General features: G+C 60.2%; 20 protein-coding genes and 1 pseudogene. 4 read left to right on the top strand and 17 right to left on the bottom strand.

Annotated elements, in window-relative coordinates; all coding sequences use genetic code 11:
• The first annotated feature begins 6 nt into the window (after positions 1–6).
• Positions 7–2,100, top strand: a complete 2,094-nt coding sequence (locus tag OVY48_RS03310) for a recombinase family protein (RefSeq protein WP_037473055.1) — start codon at positions 7–9, stop codon at positions 2,098–2,100.
• Between the two features lie 4 nt (positions 2,101–2,104).
• A pseudogene (locus OVY48_RS03305) lies at positions 2,105–2,209 on the top strand (ATP-binding protein); the annotation flags it as partial.
• Positions 2,210–2,278: 69 nt separating this feature from the next.
• On the opposite strand, the gene OVY48_RS03300 reads toward OVY48_RS03305, so the two are convergent.
• The 6 genes from OVY48_RS03300 to OVY48_RS03275 all read right to left on the bottom strand — a co-directional run bounded on the left by OVY48_RS03300 (position 2,279) and on the right by OVY48_RS03275 (position 6,568).
• Positions 2,279–3,274, bottom strand: coding sequence for a DUF2493 domain-containing protein (locus OVY48_RS03300; RefSeq protein WP_313921848.1), 996 nt, complete (start codon positions 3,272–3,274; stop codon positions 2,279–2,281).
• A gap of 372 nt (positions 3,275–3,646) precedes the next feature.
• Positions 3,647–4,021: a DUF6915 family protein gene (locus tag OVY48_RS03295; protein ID WP_130754541.1), complete on the bottom strand. Its 375-nt coding sequence runs from the start codon at positions 4,019–4,021 to the stop codon at positions 3,647–3,649.
• A 12-nt stretch (positions 4,022–4,033) separates the two neighbouring features.
• Complete coding sequence (locus OVY48_RS03290) at positions 4,034–4,522, bottom strand: DUF6878 family protein (protein ID WP_313921847.1); 489 nt, start codon at positions 4,520–4,522, stop codon at positions 4,034–4,036.
• A 158-nt stretch (positions 4,523–4,680) separates the two neighbouring features.
• Positions 4,681–4,944: a DUF6117 family protein gene (locus OVY48_RS03285; protein ID WP_313921846.1), complete on the bottom strand. Its 264-nt coding sequence runs from the start codon at positions 4,942–4,944 to the stop codon at positions 4,681–4,683.
• Between the two features lie 30 nt (positions 4,945–4,974).
• A complete protein-coding gene (locus tag OVY48_RS03280; RefSeq protein ID WP_313921845.1) occupies positions 4,975–5,988 on the bottom strand; it encodes a DUF2493 domain-containing protein in 1,014 nt (337 codons plus the stop codon).
• Between the two features lie 76 nt (positions 5,989–6,064).
• The gene (locus OVY48_RS03275) at positions 6,065–6,568 is read right to left on the bottom strand and encodes a DUF736 domain-containing protein (protein WP_119749426.1); all 504 of its coding nucleotides are present in this window, start codon (positions 6,566–6,568) and stop codon (positions 6,065–6,067) included.
• A gap of 347 nt (positions 6,569–6,915) precedes the next feature.
• Here OVY48_RS03275 and OVY48_RS03270 point away from each other — a divergent pair, with 347 nt between their 5' ends.
• Positions 6,916–8,349, top strand: coding sequence for a DUF6880 family protein (locus OVY48_RS03270; protein ID WP_313921844.1), 1,434 nt, complete (start codon positions 6,916–6,918; stop codon positions 8,347–8,349).
• A gap of 17 nt (positions 8,350–8,366) precedes the next feature.
• Here the strand turns inward: OVY48_RS03270 and OVY48_RS03265 are convergent, their stop codons facing one another.
• The 9 genes from OVY48_RS03265 to OVY48_RS03225 all read right to left on the bottom strand — a co-directional run bounded on the left by OVY48_RS03265 (position 8,367) and on the right by OVY48_RS03225 (position 14,326).
• Entirely contained in the window at positions 8,367–8,573 is a 207-nt protein-coding gene (locus OVY48_RS03265) for a hypothetical protein (RefSeq protein ID WP_313921843.1), read from the bottom strand.
• 150 nt (positions 8,574–8,723) lie between these two features.
• Positions 8,724–9,011, bottom strand: a complete 288-nt coding sequence (locus tag OVY48_RS03260) for a type II toxin-antitoxin system RelE/ParE family toxin (protein WP_313921842.1) — start codon at positions 9,009–9,011, stop codon at positions 8,724–8,726.
• Positions 9,011–9,280: a type II toxin-antitoxin system ParD family antitoxin gene (locus tag OVY48_RS03255; RefSeq protein ID WP_043150469.1), complete on the bottom strand. Its 270-nt coding sequence runs from the start codon at positions 9,278–9,280 to the stop codon at positions 9,011–9,013. Before OVY48_RS03255 ends, OVY48_RS03260 begins: the two co-directional genes overlap by 1 nt.
• A 104-nt stretch (positions 9,281–9,384) precedes the next feature.
• Entirely contained in the window at positions 9,385–9,708 is a 324-nt protein-coding gene (locus tag OVY48_RS03250) for a hypothetical protein (RefSeq protein WP_313921841.1), read from the bottom strand.
• Between the two features lie 44 nt (positions 9,709–9,752).
• Entirely contained in the window at positions 9,753–11,420 is a 1,668-nt protein-coding gene (locus OVY48_RS03245) for an ATP-binding protein (protein WP_313921840.1), read from the bottom strand.
• A gap of 127 nt (positions 11,421–11,547) precedes the next feature.
• Positions 11,548–11,952: a hypothetical protein gene (locus OVY48_RS03240; protein ID WP_152542604.1), complete on the bottom strand. Its 405-nt coding sequence runs from the start codon at positions 11,950–11,952 to the stop codon at positions 11,548–11,550.
• A 69-nt stretch (positions 11,953–12,021) separates the two neighbouring features.
• Complete coding sequence (locus OVY48_RS03235) at positions 12,022–12,234, bottom strand: hypothetical protein (protein ID WP_313921839.1); 213 nt, start codon at positions 12,232–12,234, stop codon at positions 12,022–12,024.
• 101 nt (positions 12,235–12,335) lie between these two features.
• Positions 12,336–13,532 carry a DUF932 domain-containing protein gene (locus OVY48_RS03230; RefSeq protein WP_313921838.1) on the bottom strand — a complete coding sequence of 399 codons (1,197 nt, stop codon included), beginning with the start codon at positions 13,530–13,532 and terminating at the stop codon, positions 12,336–12,338.
• A 122-nt stretch (positions 13,533–13,654) separates the two neighbouring features.
• Positions 13,655–14,326 carry a hypothetical protein gene (locus OVY48_RS03225; protein WP_313921837.1) on the bottom strand — a complete coding sequence of 224 codons (672 nt, stop codon included), beginning with the start codon at positions 14,324–14,326 and terminating at the stop codon, positions 13,655–13,657.
• On the opposite strand from OVY48_RS03225, the gene OVY48_RS03220 reads away from it, so the two are divergent.
• A complete protein-coding gene (locus OVY48_RS03220) occupies positions 14,325–15,293 on the top strand; it encodes a MucR family transcriptional regulator (RefSeq protein WP_130754522.1) in 969 nt (322 codons plus the stop codon). The two genes, OVY48_RS03225 and OVY48_RS03220, sit on opposite strands and share 2 nt — an antisense overlap.
• Before the next feature lie 109 nt (positions 15,294–15,402).
• Here OVY48_RS03220 and OVY48_RS03215 read toward each other — a convergent pair whose 3' ends face one another.
• Together OVY48_RS03215 and OVY48_RS03210 are read right to left on the bottom strand one after the other, a co-directional pair.
• Positions 15,403–15,639 carry a hypothetical protein gene (locus OVY48_RS03215; RefSeq protein ID WP_119750480.1) on the bottom strand — a complete coding sequence of 79 codons (237 nt, stop codon included), beginning with the start codon at positions 15,637–15,639 and terminating at the stop codon, positions 15,403–15,405.
• A 55-nt stretch (positions 15,640–15,694) separates the two neighbouring features.
• Complete coding sequence (locus OVY48_RS03210) at positions 15,695–20,011, bottom strand: strawberry notch-like NTP hydrolase domain-containing protein (RefSeq protein ID WP_313921836.1); 4,317 nt, start codon at positions 20,009–20,011, stop codon at positions 15,695–15,697.
• Between the last annotated feature and the right edge of the window lie 10 nt (positions 20,012–20,021).

Below are 20,021 nucleotides of genomic sequence, written 5' to 3'. Positions count from 1 at the left end.
ACACCGATGTTGAGAGATTATGCCGTAGATGAACGGATAAGCACCACGCAGCAGGCCAAGCTGGCCTATGTCTATGTCCGTCAGTCGAGCGTCGGCCAGATCCGCCATCACCAGGAAAGCACGGCGCTTCAGTATCGGCTTGTCGACCGCGCGCTTGGCCTTGGCTGGCCGCGCGAACGGGTCGAGATCATCGACGACGATCTGGGGAAATCCGGCGCGGAGGCTCAGCACCGATACGGCTTCCAACGCCTAATCGCTGAAGTTGGCTTGGGTCACGCCGGTCTCGTTCTGAGCTACGACGCGTCGCGCCTCGCACGCAACAACAGTGACTGGCATCAACTGCTTCAGCTCTGCTCGATGTTCAGCGTTCTCATCGCCGACAGCGAACGAATATATGATCCTGGACTTTACCATGATCGGCTTTTGTTGGGTCTCTCGGGGATCATGAGCGAGGCTGAGCTGCATCAGATCCGCATGCGCCTGCACACGGGGGAACGGCAGAAGGCGGCGCGCGGCGAACTGCGTATCCCGCTTCCGGCAGGGCTGATCTACGCGCCCGCCGGAGGGATCATGCTCAATCCCGACGCCCAGGTTCAGGAGCGCATCAGACTTGTGTTCGACAGCTTCATGCGCCTGGGAAGCGCAAAGGCAGCAGTGCGCTATCTGCGCCAGGCCGATCTTGCCCTGCCGGTCAGGCCGTTGAAGGGACCGGCGCCACACGAAATAGCCTGGCGCGATGCAACCGATGCGCGTGTGCGCAATATCCTGAAAAACCCTGTCTATGCGGGAGCCTATGTCTACGGACGCCGGTGTGCTGCGCCCGAAAAGCGAAGCGAGGGGGCCAATAACCCGACGCGCGCTGTTCCGCGCGAACAGTGGGAAGTCTGCATCCAGAATGCTCATCCAGCGTATATCAGTTGGGAGACGCATATGGCGATCAGCGACAAGCTCACGGACAATGTCGGCAACTTCAAAGCCGGGCATCGTGGCATGCCTCGGAAGGGAAAGGCGCTGCTGCAGGGTATAGCGATGTGTGGCAGTTGCGGACGGCGCATGGCACTCAACTACTCTGGCCCTGACAGCAACCATCCGGTATATCGGTGCCGTTCCGAACGAGCGACCTGCGTCGGTCAATATTGCCAAGAGGTGCGTGCGCCGCGGGTTGAGGCTGAGGTCGAACGGCAGTTCCTTGCAGCGCTCACCCCTGACCAACTCGCCATCGCGTTGGCCGCGCTCGACGCCATCGACGCGGACGTCCATGGACTCGAACGGCAATGGACACTCAAGCGCGAACGCGCCGAATATGAATGCGAGCGTGCCCGGCGCCAATATGACGCGGTCGAGCCGGAAAACCGCCTCGTTGCCCGTTCGCTCGAAAGCATCTGGGAAAGCAAGCTGCGTGAGGTCGAAAAGGTCGAGCAGGACTATCGGCGGTGGAAGACGGAGCAAACCGTTGCGTTGAATGCCGACGATCGCGCCCGTATCGCAGCGTTCGGCATCGACCTGCCTGATCTTTGGGAAAGAATCGAGAACAGCGAACGCAAGGCGATGCTCCGCCTCGTGATCGACAAGGTCATTCTAGATCAGCGGCGGGCGAAAGGCATGGTGTGGATCCGCATCATCTGGCAGACGGGCGCAGCGACCGAACACTGGGTCATGCGGCGCACTCAATCCTATGCTGAAGCTGCTCATGCCGACGTGCTAGAACAGCGGATCCGAGAGCTCAACGCCGCTGGCATGATGGACGCCGAGGTCGCTACCGCGCTCAACACAGAGGGTCTGCGGAACAGCCTGGACGGGCTGTTCGACCACAACACGGTGCACCTGTTGCGCCAGCGCTGGAATATCCCCACCGTAAAGATCAACGGCGTCGAGCATAATCCGCCCCGTTGGCCGGATGGCAGCTACTCGATCCAAGGTGCCGCGACCGCGCTCGGCGTCACTGAGCAGACGGTGTTCAAATGGCTGAAACGCGGTAAGCTTCAGGGCCGGCAACTAAAGAAGGGACAGCCGTGGCAGGTGGAACTGACCCTCCAGCAAATAAAGGCGCTCACAGCGCCAAATTACAGTATGACCCCTTCCAGGAAAGCAGCATCATGAAACGTTCGGCGATCCCAAGATGACCACCGCGCTCCTCGACCGCGTCACCCATCATTGCGACATCGTCGAGACCGGCAATGACAGCTGGCGCTTCAAAAACCGCAGCTGATCCCCCCCAGCACCGATCAATTAGAAGATGTTTTGCGCTGCGCGCGCCTCCGGTCGGGCTACGCCCTCCCTACGCCGCGCGCAGCGCAAGGAAGCCCGTCACATCAACGCTCCGCCATCCTGACAGGGGGTCCCTTTTGCGCGCCGATAAGGGGTCCCGTTTGCACGCCGATTGACACCCTGAGCCTTCGCACACCACCGCCTCGACTGGCTGCAGCGCCAGGAGTTGCTCATTGCGCGCGAACCCGGCCCTTTGTCCCAGCTTGCGGTTGAGGGTGAAGGCTATCAGCGGTGTGCCACTGCGCGCCGCCCAGGATGCCGCGATCGCATCGCATCCCTTGTCCTGCGCGCTCGTCGCCAGCACCATTGTCGGAATGCGCTGGCGTATCGCATCAAGGGTCGTGGTGATCTGGTCATGATCCTCCCAGACTTGCCCACCGGAGAATATGACGATCGGTCCCTTTGGGGAATGGCTTGCGGCTTTTTTCTCCCTGCGGGCGGTCAGGAAGTCCTGGGCGGCAACCACCGAGGCGGTGCGCTTGCTCGACACCAGCGATCCCTGCGGTGAAGACCAGGGCCGCCCTGTTTCATTATGATAACTTCCTGCGGCATGGTCGCGCATGCAGGCCACCGCATCGCGCGCCTCGTCGAGGGACTGGCAGATGGTTTGCGCTTCTTCCAACTGCGCCATCAGCACCTCGCTGCCGTCGGCATCGCGGACCAGATCCCGGACCTTGAGCGCTGCCTTGTCCGCCTCGCCATCGAGCTGTCCTGCAACCTTGTGGAAGCTGTGCACGATCCCCCAGGCGATCCGTCCGGCTATGCTTTCGAGCCTTGTGTCGCGCAGGACGTCAAAAAGAGTGCAGATCATCAGTTCGGTCGCCTGCTGCACCTGCCAGGGATCGGGCATCCCGGCATCGCTCTCCTCCTCGGCATGCCCCATGCGGAACCCGTCGATCGTCTCGGTAAAAGCCTGGCTGAAGCGGTCGGACACCTGCCCGGTTTCGAGCCCCAGCAGGTCGGCAATTTCGGGGAAGGAACGGACGGTACGGAAAATCCTTGTCATGAAAACCTCCTCTTTACAGTTTGAGATTTTCTCTTCGGCACGGGCTCCGAGCAGCGGGGTCAAGGATCGGGCGTAGCCCGACCGCGCAGCGGCGGTGGGGGTCACGATTTTTTCTGGCGGCCACTAAGGCTGGATCGACAGACACAGGTCAGACCCGCCGGAAAAAATGGTGGGGCCCTGCCGTCCTTGAGGCCGGTGCTGACCCCGTGCCACACTAAAAAGAGTTGAGAGAAGAGAGGAGGCTCCCGAATCTGGGGCTCGATGCCCCTGATTCGGGAATGGGTCCTGGGATGACCTGGCGATATTACGCCATCAGCGAGCCCCGTTTGAATATGAACTCTTCAGGGGTATCGCGCTCAAATATGCCAAAGTTCAGGCCGCCGTCGGAGTGATGGAAAAGGGATCGACCAGGCTATGGATAGGCTGCGCTCGTCCCATCCATGGTTCGGGCTTGATGGCGCGAACCCAGTCGGCAAAGGATGGAATAAATCCCAGATCCTCGATGACATGCTGTTCGGCAATCAGGCGCACGGGAACAATGCGGCCTGTCGAAAGGGTGATCGTTGGCCCAAAAAAATGCTCCGCCATGAAAATGCCTTCGGCATGATGGCGCAGGCTTCGGTGCCGATAGTCGGCGATGATCAGTTTTGAAGGCTCATCGAACCATTGATGAAGCGGCAGGAAATCTTCGGCCTCACCGCCCCATTTGCGTACGCTCGAAAGCGCATGATGATAGCAATGTCCCATGACGCGCCTCCTTTAGAAATGGTGGGTAAATTCTTCCGTGGCGGTATAGCGGTCATAATGGTCGAGCCGGATCGTTCCGGCAGCGACGTCGAAGATAAATTCACCAAAGGCCCCGTCTCCATTTTCCCAGCCCGGATGGGCAGAACCCAGTAAATGATAGGTGATATTTTCCAAGGCCTGGCCCAGCGGAACAGTCTGCGATTTAGGGATATCTTCGCCCCAGGGCAGTACCAGCATGTTCACCGGCACATCGGTTATCGGAAGGCTAATGCCCTGTGCATCGCGCGCCTCCATCTCTTCGATCTGGCCACTATCGCCCGATCCATCAAAGCGGATGAGCACCATGCTCATGCCAGCAGCCGACAGTACGCCAAATATGCCGGTCTTGTTCACCGGCAGAAGCTGGGCCTCCTGCGCCTCCCGGCGCGCCCACCTGGCCATGACGTCGTCTACCACCACAGGCGACACAGACGCATCGCCCCATTCTGATCCTTCTTCCATGCGCAGCCTCCTTCATAGCCACGCGATGATCCTGTCATCGCGCCACATCCCCCCTCCTCCGCTCCTATCCTGGGGCCGTAAGCTTGCAGTCGCTCACCTGAGAGCAATGCCCCGACACTCGCCTTAGACGCCGGCCCGCCACGCGCTCAGATCTGCGATCAGTATGTTTCAGGATTTCCCGGTGGCACATAGGCGAGGTAGGGATCGCCTTCCCACAGATGCCCGAAAGGCGTCATAATATAAGCCTCTCCATCCCGTCCAACCGCGCACAGAACATATTTTGGTTCGCCCGTCACGGAATCGGTACATTCCACCAGCGCAAGATTGCCGTCTTCCGCTGCCCGCAGCAGCGTTTGAAAATTCCGCCGGTACGCATCAGGTATCGCCATATTGGCCTCCCAAAAAAAGGGACGGTCGCTCATGCGCCGTCCCCGGTTTGGTAGATTGAACGATCAGGCAGCGGCGTTGCGCCGGCGCCTAGCGCCAGGCCTGCCCACGGCCTCTAACGGGGCCTGATCTGCCTTGCGGAAGGCATGGATTGGAATGCCCGCCTTGCGCAGCACCTGGTAGAGATTGGCCTGAATGCCCGATCCTTCGCCCAGCACCGCTTCGACGGGTTTCAGTTCTACCATCTTGCGGTTGCGCAGGAAGGGCGCTTTACGACCTGACCCCGCCAGGGTGTAGGCGACCAGCGGCACGCCGCGGTCACCGGCCCAGGCCGCGACGATCGCGTCGAACCCCTTGCGCTGGGCTGTTGTCACCAATGTCATGTGCGGCACCCGCTTGCGCACCAGATCGAGCCGGTCCCATATCGGTTGCCAGTCATGCCAGTCGGCATGGCCGGAGGCGACCACAATCGGGCCTTTGGGCAGATAGCGCTCGCGCGCAGCCAGATCACGGGCGCGCATGAAATCCTGCACCGCGATCTGGGTGGCGCTGGATGCAGGCGACGCCCGCGTCCCCCGGGAGGGCGACCAGGGCCAGCCCGACTGAGCGCTATACACATGGGCGGCATAGTCGCGCATACATTCGATCGCTTCGCGCTGCTCGGTGGTCGATTGGCACAGCAACTGCCGTTCTTCCAGTTCGCTGTTGAAGACTTCGGAAAGATCGGGCCGCCGCAGCATGTCGCGTAGTTCATCGACCAGCGCGTCCTCGCGCCGCTCTAGTCTGGACGCCACGAAATGGAAGCTGTTGACGAACCCCCAGGCGATCTCGGCGGCAAGCGGTTCGAGCCGCGTACCAGAAAACAGGTCGAAGATGGTGGCAATGACGGCCCCGCATTCGGCCTGCGCGGCAAGCGGTTCGGGCATGTCATGTTCGCTTGGGCTTTCGCCCGGCTCGATGATGCTGAGCGGGATCGGATCGCCAAAGGCCCGCTGAAAATCGGGACTGGCGGTGATGGCGGCATAAAGCGTTTTAAGATCAGCAAAGCTGTCGACGCTGCGGGCATTATCCTGGGACATGGATTGTCTCCTGGGTGATGGCATGACAAAAAAATGGCCGGAGAAGCGAATGCTTCCCCGGCCACAGTGCGGATGATCAGCCGTTCAGCCGTTCAAAGTCGGCTTGCCTGTCGAACCCCGCGTCGGCACCGGCCAGCGACCCGTCCATGCCAGCGGTGCTAGCGCCAAAGCCGCTCTCTTCTGCCCGATCATAGCCAGCGTCACCGCCACCCATCCGGTCATAATTGGCCGCGCCAAAGCCAGTGCCACCAAAGTCCGAGCGCAGCGTGTCGCGCCGCCAGGCGATCGAATAGCCGCCATTGTCGGTCGGGAAAAAGGCAACCGGCAGCGGTTCAGGCAGGCTGGGATCATCGATATTGCCGGCGAGGAATATTTCGCCCGACTTTTTGGCCACCGCTTCCCACAGCGCACCGACCTGCACCCAGCGCCGCGCGACGTTAAGCGCGAGGATTTCATAGACCGGCGCACGCGGATTCTGGCTATCGACTTTGCGCAGGCCGATGCGGGGGAGATCGATGGTGCGGGTGGCGACACGGCCTTCCAGACGACCATTGACGATACGAACTTCTCCGATGTTCATTGACTTAACCTTTCCAGATCGTCGCTCGAAACCCATTTCCGGCGACAATCTTTCCAGATCCTCCTCTCCTCTGATCCTGCCCTCGCCCCCTGCGCCATTGGTAGGGGCGACCCACTGCCATTCGCCTATGCCCCCATTCTTCACGCCGCGCCGCGCTTCCTTTCCACGCATACCCCCGCCCCACGCGGCAGGGATGCGCGCCCGTCAGGGCCAAGACCCGCGCAGCGGGGCTTGGGGCGCCAGCCCGCCAGCCCGGTGCCCGCGCACCGCGCGGGCAGCCGCCCATTCCCAGTCCCAATATCATTCCACGCTTGACGTCCCTCGTCCCAGCAAGACAAAAATGGCCCATGGCCTCATCCAAAACCCTCAATCAGACCAACCTCGAAGCGCTGGGCGCGCAGCGCCTGGCGCAATTGCTGCTGGAGCTTGTGACGAGGGACGCGCAGGCCAAACGACGGTTGCGGCTGGAGCTGGCCAGCGTCAGTGGCAGCGGGGACGTTGCCGACCAAATCGGCAAACGAATTGCGACCATCGCCAAAGCGAAAGCCTTTGTCGACTGGCACAAGGTCAAGCTGCTGGCAGCGGACATAGAGGCACAGCGGCGAGCAATTATGGATCATGTCGCACCCCATGATCCGGCAACTGCATTGGATCTGCTCTGGAAACTGGTTGCGCTGGCAAGACCGGTATTTGATCGCTGCGATGATAGCAGCGGTCAGATCGGTTCGATATTTGCTACCGCATTGCCTGACCTTGTGCCACTGGCTGCGGCAGCAAAACTGCCAACTGCACGGCTGGCAGACAGAGTGTTCGATAGCGTGTGCGACAATGGCTATGGCCAGTTCGACGCGCTCATCACGCTGATGGCGCCGGTTCTCGGGAAGCCGGGACTGCTACTGCTCCAAGGCAAGTTTGAGGCGATGGCAAGCAGCCCGTCAAAGCAACAGACGCAAGCTGAACGACCTATGATCGGCTATGGATCAGGGGGCGCCATCTACGAGGATGATATGGAGATCCGGCGTCACGCCCGCACAGTCCAGACCGCGCTGCTGGAGATTGCCGATGCGTTGGGTGATGTGGATGCTTTCATAGCCCAATATCCCGTCGAACAGCGCGACAATCCCGCCGTCGCCGCGGCGATCGCCGAGCGCTTGGGCGACGCGGGCCGGACGGACGAGGCGATGGCGGCTATCGAGCACGCGCAGGCCGTAAGGCAGAAAGGTGGCCACTGGCCGGATTGGGACCGGGTGCGGATTGCTATCCTCGATTCCCTGGGCCGCACCGACGAGGCGCAGGCCGAACGATGGGATAGGTTCGTCACGGCGCTCGACGCCCAATATCTGCGGGCCTATCTCAAACGCCTGCCCGATTTTGATGATCTCGACGCGGAGAAGAAGGCGCTGGCCCATGTCCGCGCCTTCCCGTCCTTATCCCACGCCCTGCATTTCCTGCTCGCCTGGCCTGATATCGAGGGCGCGGCAGCTATGATGCTGGCGCGCGCTGACGAACTGGATGGCGATCCTTATGAACTTCTCAACCATGCTGCCGAAGCACTGGAAAGCCGCCATCCGCTGGCGGCCACATTGGCGCTTCGCACGATGGTCGATTTCGCGCTGGAGCGGGCGCGGGTCAAACGCTATCCGCATGCCGCCCGCCATCTGGAAAGCTGCGCGCATCTTGCCCGCAGAATCGATGATTATGGCAATCATCCCGACCATGAAACCTATGTAGCAGCACTCCAGGCACAGCATGGACGCAAGCGCGGTTTTTGGGAGGACTGATCGCAGCCCATTTCTGTTCAAGCGACCAGCGCGACAATATATTCCTGAAACCTGGGCGCACGACTGGTCGTGCGAAAGGGCTGCAGAGGGTTCGCCGTGCGAAGGATGAACTGGCTGACGCCGGTCTGCCGCTGGCGTTGCAAGGCGACGGCGTAAGAGTTTTCGAACGAGGACAGTCGCTGGCGACGCGGCGATAGCGATGCCGCAGGATCGGTGTTGGACATTGGGACTTCTCCATCAGGGGCTTTTTGCGCCGATGACTAACCAGCCAGCATCATCTTGCGGCATGACGGTTCGACTCCTGACAGGAAGGAAGTCGGTCCAGCTTAATGCGCGAGCACCGGCCGCCACGACCGGGCGATGCCACATCAGTCTTACGACAGGATAGTGCTCACATCCCGGGCACCGTGGAGAATGCGTTCAATGCGGACACTCCCCGGCACAAGCGTGTAGAAAATCACATAACTGCCATATACTCTGGACCGCAGATCCGGGCGAAGCTCGGAACGCACCGTGCCAGAGCCAGGAAAATAGAGAAGCTTTGTGCAAGCCGCTTGGAGTTCATCGATGAATGTCAACGCCCGATCAACATTATCCCGGGCAATGAAACTGGCAATATCTGTCAGATCAGCGTCGGCTGCCGGTGAAAACGAAAGATGCATCACTGCTCCTTGTTGGCAGCGGCAATGTCAGCAATGCGTGCCCTTGCATTTGCGAAGGCTTGCTCCGCAGGTATGCCAGTCCCGCTGCTCGCACCCAGATCGATCTCGGCGCGTAGCGCCTCAAGCCGCGCCTGTCGCATGGCGTCCTGCTCCTCTAGCAGACGCAGGCTGTCGCGAATGACCTCACTGGCCGATGCATAACGACCGGTGTTCACCTGTTGCTTGATGAAGCCCTCGAAATGGGTTCCTAAGGTGAAGCTGGATGGCATAGTCATACTCCTTTCCGACCCAGATATCATTTTATGATATAATTCTGCAAGAGCCGCGCTCGACAGAATGCTGACAAGCAGGTGACGAGAGGCGAAGTGCTCCCTCAACCTGCATCGAACGTCGGCCAGCAAGAGGATGGTGGTTCATCCCGGTCGAACAGCAGCCAGGACGCTCCGTCCGCATTGGCTGCCGAAAGCAACGCCCAGAGTTGAGACGAGATGTCCGGCGGATCGGCGGCCTGGCAGGCCGCGATGCCGCAATGAACGAAGAATCCGTAGAGATGGGGTTCGATAACCAGATCATCATGCGCGACATGCAATCGGCCGTCATCGTCGCGCGGCGCTGCCCTGATCAGCTTTTCGATCTTCTGTCGCTCGGCGAGCGGAATATGCATGGTGGACAGGGTAAACATCGCGGATCGTCGCATATCAAGCCTCCCCAGAGCAGGAATTTTTGGAGGGTGCGAAGGCGTCATGGCGCCGGTTCCAATGTCAGTTCGACGCCCGTACGGGTCGCTGTAACCTTGAGAGTGCGGTCCGGCGGTATCAGCCATTGCACCTTGTCGGTAAGCCTGTCGCGGATTTGCCGCAGCAGAGCCTCCTCCTCGCTCAGCAGCAACGCATAAGCGTTGTTACGCGCGCTTCGTTGAAAATTGTCCTGCTGGGTTTCCCAACTGTCGCAATCGCTGTCATCCGATGCTCTAAAAAGGCTCTGTTCCATTTGCCAGGCCAGATCATCGGGTGAAACGAAGGCGTTGCTTCCAATAAGGATGATCGCATCATCGAGATCATAGCCTTCATTGCGACACACCAGCAGTTCAAGCGGGAAGCATCGCTTCGTAAGCGTCGCACCAGGCAATGCGCAATCGGCGATCCCCAGTTCGAGCGTGATTGCGTCGGCCCGTCCCGATGTGCAGGACGGATCTAGTTCGGTGTCGGCCTCATACATATGTTCGAGGCCATTTTGTTCGATCACAAAGGCAAGAGTCTGAAGGCGGGGCAGCCTGTCATACCAGTCATAGCCAGAAAATTCCGGCGCGATCCGCACCGTGCGCACGCCGAGCTTGTCCGGCGCATTCAATATCGGCGCAGCGCCTTGCTGAAGGTCTATCTCCAATGCGGGCACGACCAGCATATCAGGCGACGATATGGGTTCGCCCTGATCGCACCCCATGCTTTCGGCGGTCATCGGCGCCCAGCATGGAAGCCAGGGCGCTGCATGCGGTAGCATGATGCCCAATGCCCTGGCACGCTTCCATTCCGTAAAGCCCAGTCGATGGTCGCCATTGTCGCAGATCATCCGATAGATAGCGGCTTCTGCAGCGATCTTGAGCGCGTCGAGCCCTGCATTACGGACCATTTCCTTGCGCGCAGGCAGAACCAGTTGCAGATCGGGCGCGTCGATAATGTCGACCTTCACGCACCATTTGTCGATTTTGCCCACCTCCGACACGAACGGCAAATCGCAAGGCACGGTGACACCGTGAAAATTAATACGGGCCATGTCGACCGGCTGGTAGCCGCGCCAGCTGAAAATGCCGATGCGGCAGCCCTGCCAGGTTTCGACCCGAACAGCCTCGGCGAGGAAATCCTCGCGTGGCAGAGGCGTGCCCGACAAAGTTACCGGCAGCGGAAAATAGCGTGCGGCGTTGCGGGCGGCGGTAAGCAAATTCTTGGTCCATGCGTCCGGCAAGGCGATGCGCAACTGCGTACCGCCGGTTATGGCGCAGGGCTGGATCGCGAGCGGCTCTGGGCTCTGCCAGCCTTGTTCGGGGATCTCGACCATCCAGCCCGTGCCCGCGCTGCGCGACCAGGATCGTACTTCAACTTGACGTCCTGCAAGGCTGAACATGCCCATGCCGGCCGGATCTTCGCGGTGGGCAACCGTATCATTCCAGCCTGAATAGCCAAGAGTCAGCAGCGCAACCGGGTCATCGATGCCCGAACCGTCATCACTCACGACAAGGATGGGGGCACCATCGGAGCCTTCAAGATCCAGAGTTACAGCGGTGGCGCCAGCGCGGCGGCTGTTTTGCAGCAGTTCGTTCAGCACATCGTGGATCGTGCCATTGAACAGACGCGTGACGCGTGTGATGAGGGACGCGCCCACCTGTGGGGTGATCGTGAGAGGTAAAGCCATGATATGTGTCTCCTTGGACAGGCGGTCATTTTCCGCCCCTTCTCAAAGTCCCCCTCCCCTCCGATCGCAAATGCGCTGCTGCCAGGCCGATCCACGCAAAGCGACATGCCGTCGGCGTGCTTCATGCTCACCAGTCATGCACCAGCAATTGCGGCAGCGTTGGACCATCGCAGTCGAAATGCAGCAGATCGATGCCGCGCCGCCGCGCAAAGAGGATGGCAGCCATCAGATCGGCAGGCAGGGCGCGCTCGCAATCGGCTGACATAGAGCGGGTCGACAGAAACCAGCCATGGGCGTTGCGCGCCACGGTGGTTGGCGCTTCATGGGCGTGGCCATTGCACCAGCTGTCAAGCAACAGCGCCGTGTTCATCGAAAGATGCGCGGTGGAAAGCAGCTGATATTTGCCGATCATGCCAATTGCGGGCGTGGGCGACTGTTCGGCGGGCCGGCTGCGCAATTCAGGATGGGTGCGGGCCGGCATGGACGATCCCGCCAGTAGCGAGGCAAGGCCGCGCTTTGCAGAGGAAGGCATAGGAAAACTCCTGAAATATATGGTGTAGGAGATGTGTCTGCGCGGCGACATGGCGCGCTAGACACACGGTCAGGCCAGCGATGATGTCGCCGTGCGCCGAAGATCCGGCACCCGACTATTGTCGTAAGCGCTCTCGCCCGACAATTGCAGCGCCTGCTGCTCGGCGCGATACCAATCGGGTGCATCGATCCGGTATGTTTCACAGGCATAGAGGTCGTTTCCGCTGAAGAAGTGGATATCGATGCGAAAGCTTTGGAGCGAATGCTGGGACGAGGTCCGCATGATGGCGTCCTTTCAAGGGCGAGCGTGATGGTCGCCTTTCAACGACCGTCACTGATGTGCGAATGGGAGATTGCGCGACGCGGTGCCGGGCTCAGCCGGGGTCAATGCGCCCGTTCGAGAAGCCTGCGTCCCTTCGTCTCAACGTCGAGACGGCTGTCCTGATTGGATTTGGACCGGGCATGGGCGGTGATGCCCTGGACAAAGTCGAAAATGCTGGCAGGCGGATGACCTTCTTCGGCCAGCACGGTAGCGATGATCTTGCCGGTTTCGGCCTTGGAAAAACCCTGACCTCGCAGGAATGTCTGGCGATCTTCGTCGGTGCGGGCAACGATACGCTCGCGCGCGGCGCGAATGCCCTGGATGAAGCCGCTGGCGGAGGAATCAGCGAAGTTTTCAAGTGCAGGCGCGGCTTCATGGGCGAAGCGATTGGCCGCAAACTTGGAGTGGCGGATCGAGATTTCCTCGAAATTCTCGACACCCCACAGATTGCGATTCATGCAGACGGCGCGCAGGTAGAAAGTGGAAATGCCCAGCGTCTTTGACCCGACTTCCGAATTCCAGCAGTAAAAACCGCGGAAGAACAGGTCCGGATCGCCATTGGCAAGACGTCCGGCCTCAATCGGGTGGGTATCATCCACAAGGAACAGGAAGACATCGCGATCGGATGCATAGAGCGTCGTCGTGTCGCGGGTTACATCGACAAAGGGGTTATAGTGCATCGAAGACCAGTCAAGGATGCCGGGCACTTTCCAGCGCGTATCGCCCACGCCGTCGCCCGCGATCTTCATGACCGCGGCGACCAGCTCATGATCCCAGATGCGCCCATAATCAGGACCTGTAACCGCGCGTAATTCAGCGCGGCCATTTTGCGTCTGAAGCAGCTTCACCTGTTCGCCGCGATGCGCCAGCAGGCCATGCTGGAGATTGATGCCAGCAAGCGCTGCGGGCAGCGAGCGCAGATAGGAAGCGGGTGCACCGACCAGGCTGGAGAGCTGGCCAAAGGACCAGTTGGTGGGCGCGATGGGCATATCCTCGCCCGGCACGAACAGGGTCAGGCGTTCCGGATTATCGGCACGCGCCTCGACCCGGAGCGATCGGCTTTCGACGATCCGTGTCGTCGCTCGCTCGGCCCGCGTGCGGACATGGTCGTAAAGGTCTGTCAGCGACAGGAATTTCTCGTCATCGGGCCGCGAAAACCATTCTGATGAGACACGGCTGACATTATGGCCGCGGGAAATATCGACGCGATAAGCACCCGTTACCGGCGCACTGTCGATAGGGATTGCAAGACTGGACATGGGAGGCTCTCCTCATAGGGTCATGAAGCCAGGGCAGCGCCACTGATCCTCGCAAATCCCTTCCCCCCTCCCCTCCGCATGTCTCGCCATGGACCTGTGTCCCACAAACAGCGTGTCACCGTTCAGATCACCGCACCGCTCAGGGCCGCCGACAAAACATGATGGGTGCTTTCAAATTCGAGGCGATCAGGAAAGATGGCGCACCACCCGCCGCGGAAATGTCCGACGCGCGGTCTGGAACAGACTTCCGCCCATTCAAAGCCGATCGGTGCCTGTGCCAGGCTTTGGGCACAGCATCGCTGGATCAGCTTTGCGATCGGCGCAGGCTGAAAATCCGTCATCCCGCAAATCACCACTATTCGCATGTCCCGATTATCGCGATCGACGTCGATCTGGAGATCAGCACCAAAGTCGGGGAAATCGGGATTGTCGAAAATGGTGAGCAGGCCTGACCATGGATCGCCTTCATCAAGAGGGGGAAACAATGTAGTGAGTGCGGCGGAGGGCGCGTCTGGCTCGACGTCATCGCGCAACGACATTACGGCGTACCAGGCTTGGCCCAATGTTTCGGCCTCTTCCACATGACATATGAACGCAAAACTCCCCTGAATATATATGTCCGCCATTGTCCATAAGCTCCTGTACCGGTTTACCTGCCCAAGCTGTTTGCCTGCACAGACATGGCTCCCCCTCCCCTTTGACAAATCACGGCCCGGATGGCTAAACTCCTGTTTTTGAGCCGCGGCTCCTGCAGCGCCGACATTCTCACCATGTCTTGGACAGGATATTCCCATGACCGATGCCGACCAGCCCGACTATACGGTTCTGACCGTTCAGTTGCTCAGCGCCTATGTCACCAATAATATGGTGCCAAGCGCCGATCTGGCAGGGTTGATCCAGTCGACACGTGCAGCGCTGGTGGCGCAAACATCCGCAGTGGAAGCAGAGCCCGTGCTGGAATACACGCCTGCGGTCAGTGTTCGCAAAAGTCTCGCCTCCCGCGAGCATCTCATCAGCCTCATCGATGGCCGGCCTTACAAAACGCTCAAGCGGCATCTGGCCTCGCACGGCCTTAAGCCAGCGCAATATCGTGAGCGCTATGGTCTTGCGTCAACCTATCCCATGGTTGCACCGGCCTATTCCGAGCAGCGCCGGGAAGTCGCGCAACGGCTCGGCCTTGGACAGCGTGGAACTGCTGCAAAAGCCGCCGCTGCGAGCGCTGCTAATGTGTCGCCGGCAACGAGCGAGCCGACCATCGCAAATGTCCCTACCGAACAAGTGTCTGCGCCTGTGACGGGCAAGGGGCGGAAGGTAAAGACGCCTAAGACGACGGTCGCAACAAGCCGGGCAAGGCCCACAAGCAAGGCTGTATCTGCGCCCATAGCATCAACCACCGATGAGAAGATGTCCGCAACCGGCGCTCCAAAAGACGCCATAGCGACATCTGCCGACATTTTACCACCCAAGGCATCGCGCAAGGTGAAGGCAGCAGGAGACCAGCCCGTCGCCAAGCCTGCGCGAAAAACGCCTTCCAAAGTCAGCATATCGGCGACATCTATTGATGCGATCGCCCCTCCGGTTGACACCGTCAAAGCCTCGAAGCCTGCGAAAGCGAAACGTCAATCGAGCGTCACCGCGAAAAAGACGCCAGCGGAACCCGCACCTAAAGCTCGCTCTGCAAAAACCGTAAAATCTTCTCGCAAGACCCTCGGTATCAAAACGCCCGACGTACAGTCCGCGCCGAAAACGGCGGAAAGCTGACCTGGTCCGAGACATTGAGATAAGCAGGACAGCCGCCGGGGTGCTTGGGTTCCATGAGCTTCGGCGGCCAATGTCTGACCTCAGGATTACTAACTACAAGTCCAGATACTCAGGCTGTCTGCATCTTTTCAATCGCAGCGGCAAAATCCTGGATGTTTCCAATCGCCATCGCCATTCTGCGCAGTGCTTCTTCGCGCGTGTCGCAATCCTCGGGGGTACCCAACTCAATCATCAGAAATGTGAAGAGCGTATCGCTAACTGCGCGAACCTGCTCGATATCTTCGACATGGGCGAAGTCACCCTCGCAATAGGCGTCGGCGCATGTACGCTGAAACGGATTGAACATAAGTTTCCCTTGTCAGATAAGCGGATACGGCATTACCATGTCACACATTGCCGTCTCAGCGTCGCTCCGCGATGATCGCGTCGAGTATTTCGACAGCCCTGTCGACGGGAATGAAAAGCCGCGTGCGATACTGGATGATCTCGCTGAACACACCGCGCGCTTTCAGCCAGGCGCGGTCACCAGTATCATAGTCGCGGATTTCAAGGCGACGGGCACTGTTGACGAGAACTGAGGCGAGACGCGCTTTGCCAAGACCCGGTATGGCGACGTCGTCCCCAGCTTTTACGGCAGTAAGCAGGTCTCTGGCACCGAGCCTTATGCCCTGTTCCAGTCCAAAGGCCGCTTGCAGTTTTTCAACCGCGCCCGGACGAATGATCCGGCCCAAAATGGATGTGCCCGCGCCATTATCGATACGCCACACGCGCACATCGTCCTGTGGTAGCCTGTTCCAGACAGGCAGAAGAAGGCCCATCGCGACCCAGATGGTCTCGACGTCAAGCCGTCCTTCTGCGGCGGCCACCTCCTCGTCCCAGACAGTCTTGAATGTCTCGGCATCGATGCAGGCCCAGTGACTATGTACGAGCGATGCCCGATCGATCCGCGTCGATCCGGTGGGCCGGACAAGCTGGCACATGGGAATGGGTCGCCCTTCTTCATCGGTGATCGACCAGGAGGGCAATTGCAAGGCGACGCGCCCGGAGCGGCTGTTGCGCAACCAGGCCATGTCGTCCATGCCCTGATACCGTTGGTTCAGTATGTGCCATGTGGTGACGCGAGGCTGGATGTGAAGCTCAAGGCGCAACAGACAGGTCTGCGCGCCGGTCACCGGATCTGTGCGCAAAATCTGCTCAGACAAAGTCTCGATCCGCTCGGCGCGAATAGTCTCGACGCCAAGGTCAAGCGTGCCCGCCGCACGAGCGGCGTCCACCCTCGCCTCAATGAGACCCATATATTCCTCAAAGATTGCATTCTGGATCGCGATCCGCAGCGCCAGGATGCGATTAAGCCAGCGCTGGATGGGCGGGAGGGTTTCAAGCAGGTTACCGCCCTCATCGACGAGCTTGAGACCAGTCAGTGTGACGAAGTCGCCCATCGTCACGCTGGAAAGCTTGCCTGCGAAAAGCAGCCGATACCATTGCCCAAGCGCTTCACGCGCATAGTCGCTTTCAAGATTGTCGGCCGGATCGAACATATTCTGGCCGCCCGTCTGACGCTGCCCGCGAGTTAGCGCGCCAAGGCTGTCCAGCCTTCGTGCAATCGTGCTGATGAAACGGCGTTCGCCCTTGCAGTTAGTGGTCACAGGCCGGAACACCGGTGGGCATGCCTGGTTTGTGCGATGGGTGCGTCCAAGCCCCTGGATCGCGACATCGGCACGCCATCCCGGTTCCAGAAGGAAATGGATGCGGCGTTTGTCCGCGCTCTTGCTGGCAAGATCGGCATGGTAGGAGCGCCCGGTCGATCCGGCGTCGCTGAATATCAATATGGGCTTGATCCCGTCCATAAACGCCCGTGTTTCGCTGATATTGGCATGTGTGCCGCGCCGCTCGACCTTCTGCCGCCCGCTGCTATCAACGATAATCCGGCGTGACCGCCCGGTAACCTCGGCGACCTTGTCCGCGCCAAAATGCGCGATGAGCGCGTCCAGGGCAGCAGGGATGGGAGGGAGCGCGCACAGATCCTCAATCATCGTGTCGCGCGCATCGAGCGCTTCCTGGCAATGGACGGGCTGCCCGTCGGCATCGATCATCGGTTCAGAGCGCAATTCGCCGTCGCTGGCGCGGAAGACCCGCATCTGCCGGGTGGGAAAGGCCGATGTGAGATAATCAATCAGAGTCTGAAGCGGCGACAGGTCCAGATTCAAATTGGCGCGATCTTCCCCACGTAAATCGGCAAGACGGCGTTCCAATATTGCCTCTGCTGTCGTGACGAGTTGCACGACAGCCACATGGCCAAGGGCTATCTCGCCCTCTATGGCCTTGATCAGGCTCGGCACCTTCATCGCAATCAACAATTGCGAGAAGAAGCGCTGCTTGGCACTTTCAAATCGACTGAGTGCCGCGCCTTTGGCCTGGCCATTTAGCGTTTCCCCCGTCATCGCATCGACGACACCAGAAGCGCCCAATATCTTGTGCAGATTGGCATGGATCACCGCCCACCCATCCGCGAAAGCATCATAGATGGCGATCTGGTCAGGGCTCAATCGATGTTCGAGCGGATCATATTCTACCCCGGCAAAGCTCAGCGCCCGCGCAGTGTAGAGGCCGGTGGCTTTGAGATCGCGCGCCACAATCTCCATCGCGGCGATCCCGCCCCCGTCCATCGCCGCCATGAAAGCATTGCGGTCGGTAAAGCCTGTGCCCGGCCCCCACAGGCCAAGGCGCGAGGCATAGCTGAGATTTTCAGGCTTTGTGGCACCCGTCGCGGACACATAGGCTATCCGCGCGCGGGGCAGGGCATTTTGGAGGCGAACGCCCGCCAGGCCTTGCTCTGACCCCTTCGCCGTTCCAAAATCGCCTTGCGTGCCTGCAGCGTTGCCCATCGCGTGGGATTCATCAAACAGGATGACGCCCTCAAATTCAGCATCGGTCCAGCCCAATATCTGCTGCAGGCGTGAGATATTGTCCTGACGGACCGAGCGCAGCGTTGCATAGGTGAGGAAGAGAATGCCAGACGTCATGGCGATCGGCTCACCGAGCGGGAAGGCATCGAGCGGCTGGATATCGATCGGCAGGCCGCCAAGGGCGCTCCAGTCCCTTCGGGCGTCTTCGAGCAGGGCAGCACTGCGCGAAATCCAGATGGCACGGCGATTACCCCTGTTCCACTGGTCAAGGATCAGGCCCGCCCCTTCCCGGCCCTTGCCAACGCCTGTGCCATCGCCAATGAAAAAGCCCGTCCGATAGGCGCGCCCTGCGGGATCTTCATGGAGTTGATCCCCTGCTGCATTGGGCGTGAATGTGCCGGGCAAATCTCGTGAAAAGGCTTCGCCTGCATGGATGACGGTTTCCAGTTGCGCCTCGGACAGGGCAGCGAGCGCACTTGGTTGTAATAATGGCTGCCAGCGCGGTACGGGCGGCAATACTGATCCCATAGCGAGGGATTCGACCAGCTTGTCGGGATGGGGTGTCGCACCGTCGATCGCAATCCGCGCAAGCCGCCAGGGCGCATAGATGCCAACAGGCTCGCCTACCGGCAGAGGCGTGTCGCGTACGGCGTAGGAAAGCGGAACAGCATTGGCATTGTTTGCTGCTATACGCGTCGGCGCGGCGAGCGGCGTGGCGGACAAAGTGCGAAACAGCGATGCTGCCTCATCCTTTGCCTTTGGGCGAGGGGGATGCAACGCGACGGCAGGACTTGGTGGCTGTGGCAATGGCGGGGGTGGCAACAATCCGGGTGGATCGAGCCGGGCAGGCAGCGTCAGGACGAGATCAAGCGCTGCGTCCAGATTATCGGCGACGTGACTTTGTCCCTGACCATGCCATCCCTTGTCGAATAACAGCAGTCGCACGGCGATACCGGTGCCATGTTTGGCAAAGGGGCTGCCCAGGATGGTGATTTCAGCGCGTGGCGGGATCAATTGCGCGATCGTCGCATAGGCGTTTGCGCCGCTGCCATCAGCAGCAAAGCCAGGAGGCATGATGGCGACACAGCGACCGTGCTGGCGCAGTCGAAGCAGGGCCGAGCGCAAATGCCGCGCCCCTGCCTGTCGGTCATCACCGCGCCCTTCGCTGCGACCGAAGGGCGGATTGATCAGGACCACAGAAGGGTCATCGCCCAGAGGCATCAGGTCATGGATATATTCCGCGTCATGGCAGGTGACAGCCTGCCCGATGGCAAGCGCGAGCAGCGCCGCGCGGTCGGGATCGCGTTCATTGAGCGTGAAGGTGCAGCGTCCAGGCGGGATGGATCCAAGCAACATTCCCGTGCCTGCCGATGGTTCGAGAATATGATCCTCTGGCCCAAGGCGTGCCGCCTGGACCGCCAGCCAGGCGAGGGTCAGCGGCGTGCTGAACTGCTGCATCGCGATCTGCTGTTCGCTGCGATAGCTATGCGTGGGCAGGCTGGTTTCAAGACGGCGCAAATCGGCGTAACAGGCAGCCGGATCTCCGGAACTGACGATGCCACTATTCCCCCGTCGCAGGACCAGTATCAGGGCGATTTCAAGCGCGTCATAGGCTTGGCGCATCGACCATGCGCCTTGCGCATCGCTCGCGCCAAAGCTGGCGGTCATCAGCTCTCGTAAGGCGTGGCGGTCCGGTATCTGCGATTGCGCCAGACTGTCGGCGAGCCTTGTCGCGACATCGAACAGGCGTTGCGGGCGTGCACGCGTTGCGACGGGATCAGGCTGCTGCGTAGCGAACAAAGGAAGAGTCATAAAAATCTCC

The sequence above is a fragment of the Sphingobium sp. SA2 genome, from assembly GCF_032227065.1.
Taxonomy (GTDB): Bacteria; Pseudomonadota; Alphaproteobacteria; order Sphingomonadales; family Sphingomonadaceae; genus Sphingobium.
Note: the sequence above shows the minus strand (reverse complement) of the source record. Positions and strands in the feature narration are given on the sequence as shown.

What these genes read in the sequence shown, in the direction of transcription:
- OVY48_RS03310 (WP_037473055.1), top strand. Translation starts at nt 7, where the DNA reads ATGTTGAGAGATTATGCCGTAGATGAACGGATAAGCACCACGCAGCAG.
- OVY48_RS03300 (WP_313921848.1), bottom strand. Translation starts at nt 3,274, where the DNA reads ATGACAAGGATTTTCCGTACCGTCCGTTCCTTCCCCGAAATTGCCGAC.
- OVY48_RS03295 (WP_130754541.1), bottom strand. Translation starts at nt 4,021, where the DNA reads ATGGGACATTGCTATCATCATGCGCTTTCGAGCGTACGCAAATGGGGC.
- OVY48_RS03290 (WP_313921847.1), bottom strand. Translation starts at nt 4,522, where the DNA reads ATGGAAGAAGGATCAGAATGGGGCGATGCGTCTGTGTCGCCTGTGGTG.
- OVY48_RS03285 (WP_313921846.1), bottom strand. Translation starts at nt 4,944, where the DNA reads ATGAGCGACCGTCCCTTTTTTTGGGAGGCCAATATGGCGATACCTGAT.
- OVY48_RS03280 (WP_313921845.1), bottom strand. Translation starts at nt 5,988, where the DNA reads ATGTCCCAGGATAATGCCCGCAGCGTCGACAGCTTTGCTGATCTTAAA.
- OVY48_RS03275 (WP_119749426.1), bottom strand. Translation starts at nt 6,568, where the DNA reads ATGAACATCGGAGAAGTTCGTATCGTCAATGGTCGTCTGGAAGGCCGT.
- OVY48_RS03270 (WP_313921844.1), top strand. Translation starts at nt 6,916, where the DNA reads ATGGCCTCATCCAAAACCCTCAATCAGACCAACCTCGAAGCGCTGGGC.
- OVY48_RS03265 (WP_313921843.1), bottom strand. Translation starts at nt 8,573, where the DNA reads ATGTCCAACACCGATCCTGCGGCATCGCTATCGCCGCGTCGCCAGCGA.
- OVY48_RS03260 (WP_313921842.1), bottom strand. Translation starts at nt 9,011, where the DNA reads ATGCATCTTTCGTTTTCACCGGCAGCCGACGCTGATCTGACAGATATT.
- OVY48_RS03255 (WP_043150469.1), bottom strand. Translation starts at nt 9,280, where the DNA reads ATGCCATCCAGCTTCACCTTAGGAACCCATTTCGAGGGCTTCATCAAG.
- OVY48_RS03250 (WP_313921841.1), bottom strand. Translation starts at nt 9,708, where the DNA reads ATGCGACGATCCGCGATGTTTACCCTGTCCACCATGCATATTCCGCTC.
- OVY48_RS03245 (WP_313921840.1), bottom strand. Translation starts at nt 11,420, where the DNA reads ATGGCTTTACCTCTCACGATCACCCCACAGGTGGGCGCGTCCCTCATC.
- OVY48_RS03240 (WP_152542604.1), bottom strand. Translation starts at nt 11,952, where the DNA reads ATGCCTTCCTCTGCAAAGCGCGGCCTTGCCTCGCTACTGGCGGGATCG.
- OVY48_RS03235 (WP_313921839.1), bottom strand. Translation starts at nt 12,234, where the DNA reads ATGCGGACCTCGTCCCAGCATTCGCTCCAAAGCTTTCGCATCGATATC.
- OVY48_RS03230 (WP_313921838.1), bottom strand. Translation starts at nt 13,532, where the DNA reads ATGTCCAGTCTTGCAATCCCTATCGACAGTGCGCCGGTAACGGGTGCT.
- OVY48_RS03220 (WP_130754522.1), top strand. Translation starts at nt 14,325, where the DNA reads ATGACCGATGCCGACCAGCCCGACTATACGGTTCTGACCGTTCAGTTG.
- OVY48_RS03225 (WP_313921837.1), bottom strand. Translation starts at nt 14,326, where the DNA reads ATGGGAATATCCTGTCCAAGACATGGTGAGAATGTCGGCGCTGCAGGA.
- OVY48_RS03215 (WP_119750480.1), bottom strand. Translation starts at nt 15,639, where the DNA reads ATGTTCAATCCGTTTCAGCGTACATGCGCCGACGCCTATTGCGAGGGT.
- OVY48_RS03210 (WP_313921836.1), bottom strand. Translation starts at nt 20,011, where the DNA reads ATGACTCTTCCTTTGTTCGCTACGCAGCAGCCTGATCCCGTCGCAACG.